At 57.9% G+C, this 2,518-nt stretch carries 3 protein-coding genes and 1 tRNA gene; 3 read left to right on the top strand and 1 reads right to left on the bottom strand.

Features of this window, described 5'->3' with window-relative positions:
* Window positions 1-471 precede the first annotated feature (471 nt).
* The 3 genes from H0V78_10285 to H0V78_10275 all read left to right on the top strand — a co-directional run bounded on the left by H0V78_10285 (window position 472) and on the right by H0V78_10275 (window position 1,709).
* Window positions 472-1,002 carry a DUF615 domain-containing protein gene (locus tag H0V78_10285; protein MBA2352142.1) on the top strand — a complete coding sequence of 177 codons (531 nt, stop codon included), beginning with the start codon at window positions 472-474 and terminating at the stop codon, window positions 1,000-1,002.
* Window positions 1,003-1,170: 168 nt separating this feature from the next.
* A complete protein-coding gene (locus H0V78_10280) occupies window positions 1,171-1,593 on the top strand; it encodes a transcriptional repressor (GenBank protein ID MBA2352141.1) in 423 nt (140 codons plus the stop codon).
* Between the two features lie 40 nt (window positions 1,594-1,633).
* A tRNA-Thr gene (locus H0V78_10275) sits at window positions 1,634-1,709 on the top strand.
* A 260-nt stretch (window positions 1,710-1,969) separates the two neighbouring features.
* Here H0V78_10275 and H0V78_10270 read toward each other — a convergent pair.
* Window positions 1,970-2,368, bottom strand: coding sequence for a four-helix bundle copper-binding protein (locus tag H0V78_10270; GenBank protein ID MBA2352140.1), 399 nt, complete (start codon window positions 2,366-2,368; stop codon window positions 1,970-1,972).
* Window positions 2,369-2,518 lie beyond the last annotated feature (150 nt).

The following is a 2,518-nucleotide window of genomic DNA, read 5'->3' as shown; positions in this document are numbered from 1 at the left end:
AAATAATTCAGTCCTGCGCCGGGATCAATTTGAGCGCAGGCCGCGAAGCAAGACGCGCCGTTGTGTCGGCCACAACCAGGCGGGCGCGGACACGTTAGGGGCGACGCCGCCCGCTTGCGGGTAGCGCCCGCGAGGCCTGCTCCCGCAAACGGCCGTTTTGCGGTAACGGGTCGCAGGCCTCCTTGCGACAAAGGGATGCGCTCACATTGACCCCGGCCCGAAGGGTTGGCGCCCGAAAGCGTGTCTGCCGCGTTGCGAGCCTTGCCCAATGCATGACATTCGGGCTGCGGCTCGCGCCTTACAGCCATCGCTTTGGGGCGCCAACGCAGGGCTGAATTATTTACGGACAAGCTCTAAGGGACGGGGCAAAAACGCTTTATGATACCACCGCGAAGCGTGCGGCCTCGTCCGCGGCTTACTCACATTCTTCGCGGCAATCGATCAACGCAGTGAAAATCCGCGACGCCTGACATGACAGGAATCCCCGCCAATCCGGAAACAGGCGAGCCCGACCACCAGCCGAGCAAGACGCGCCGCAAGCGCGACATGCACGCGCTGCAGGATGTCGGGGCGCAATTGGTCGAGCTTACACCGCAGCAAGTCGCGGAACTTGCGCTGCCCGACAAGCTGGCGGACGCCGTCGCCGAGGCGAAGCAGATGCGCAAACCGGACGATGCGCGGCGTCGTCAGATGCAATATATCGGCAAGCTGATGCGCGGCATCGATGCGGAGCCGATCAAGGCAAGGCTCGAAGGCTGGCGCGGCGTGTCGAACGAGCACACGGCACAATTGCACGCAGCCGAACGCTGGCGCGCCCGATTGCTTGAGGATGAAACGGCATTCGCGGCGCTCGCCTCTCAATATCCGAAAGCCGATCTCCAGCATTTGCGCACGCTGGCGCGCAACGCTCGCAAAGAGCAGGCCGCGAATCGGCCGCCGAAAAGCTTCCGTCTGCTTTTTCAGGAACTGCGCGCGCTGCTGTCGGATCGGTCCGACGATTGAATTTGAAACGCGACGGCGAGTCGGAGCTGTTGAATTGAAATACTATCGCGATGGTGGTCTTCGAATTGTTGCGCAGGAAAGATCCAGTAGCGTGTCACAGCCGTTGATGGCGAGCTTGTCGAAGCGCGCGTTAGACAGCGTCCAGGCCGCGGGTTAAAATTCGAAGCTATGGAAAAACTGCCCTTCAGCCGCACCGATGCCAGCGAACTGCTCCGCGGACACGGCATCAATCCCACGCACCAGCGCATCGAAATCGCGCACGCGCTGTATTCGCGCTGCGAGCATATGAGCGCTGACCAGGTGATGGCGATAGTCAACCAGCGCCATCCCGAAACATCGAAGGCGACGGTTTACAACACCCTCAATCTGTTCGTGGAGAAAAAGCTGGTCCGCGAAGTCGTGATCGATCCGAGCAAACTGTTTTACGACCCGAACATGAGCGATCACCATCATTTGTTCGACGTTACAACCGGCAAGATCACCGACATCGACGCGGCCAACATCAGCGTGGCGGGCCTGCCGGCCCTGCCAGAAGGAATGGTCGCCGAAGGCGTAGATATCGTCGTTCGCGTCCGCCCGCAATCGGCTTGATTCCGTTGCCGAATCGAATCTTTTATACTTCGACCGATTTGCTGTTGTAGCTCAGTTGGTAGAGCAACTGATTCGTAATCAGTAGGTCGGAGGTTCGACTCCTCTCAACAGCACCAAATAATCAATGAGTTAGGTCACAATCCAAGCGGTCATAATTTAGGCTGTATAGCGTTTGTATAGCGCGCCTTTTAATTCACTTTCAAGGGAATAACTGTGAACAGCTATTTGTTTCTCGGAAAAATAGAAGACATTGGCGAACCAGTATATGAGATCGCGCCTGACACGTACGTACTTCGATCAGACAAGTCTTTTTCGGAGCTTGAGAAAAAGGCTCGCCGGCCGGCGTGTTCCCCTTTTGAATGTTGGCAGTTCTATTCTATTCTGCGAGGAGCGCCTCGCAGGCTTTCGCGCAGCGCCGGCAAGCTTCCGCGCAAACACGGCAATGCTCCATTTTCGCGCCGTGGCTTTCGCACATCGTGCCGCAGATTTCGCAAGCCTGGATGCAGGCCCGTAGCTGCGCGCCAGCCAGCTTAAAATCCGTGCGAGTGAAGCGCGAGATGATACGCGCGGTGGCGAGGCAGACATCGGCGCAATCGCTGCAATCGCGAACGCACTCGATCATTTGCGCTACCTCTTTCTCGCCGAGGCAGGCGTCAGCGCAGGCGTTGCACGCTTCGGTGCATGAATAGCAAGCGGTGATGCACTCAATCGTGACCGCGTGATCGGAAGAAGGATTTACAGGATGGGTCTCGAACATTTGCTTGATGTAGCTCATGGAAAAGTTCTCCGGTTGATTCTGTGAAGGGTTCGCGTTTCGCTTCGTTGGCGCGCGTGCAAAGAAGGAACCGGCCGGTCCGTTCGTCCTCCTTCTCGTCCTCGTTCCTTTGCCCTCCACCACGAGGAGAAGGAGGACGAGGACGATTAG

It is taken from the genome of Burkholderiales bacterium, from assembly GCA_013695435.1.
Lineage (GTDB): Bacteria > Pseudomonadota > Gammaproteobacteria > Burkholderiales > JACMKV01 > JACMKV01.
Note: the sequence above shows the minus strand (reverse complement) of the source record. Positions and strands in the feature narration are given on the sequence as shown.

What these genes read in the sequence shown, in the direction of transcription:
- H0V78_10285 (MBA2352142.1), top strand. Translation starts at nt 472, where the DNA reads ATGACAGGAATCCCCGCCAATCCGGAAACAGGCGAGCCCGACCACCAG.
- H0V78_10280 (MBA2352141.1), top strand. Translation starts at nt 1,171, where the DNA reads ATGGAAAAACTGCCCTTCAGCCGCACCGATGCCAGCGAACTGCTCCGC.
- H0V78_10270 (MBA2352140.1), bottom strand. Translation starts at nt 2,368, where the DNA reads ATGAGCTACATCAAGCAAATGTTCGAGACCCATCCTGTAAATCCTTCT.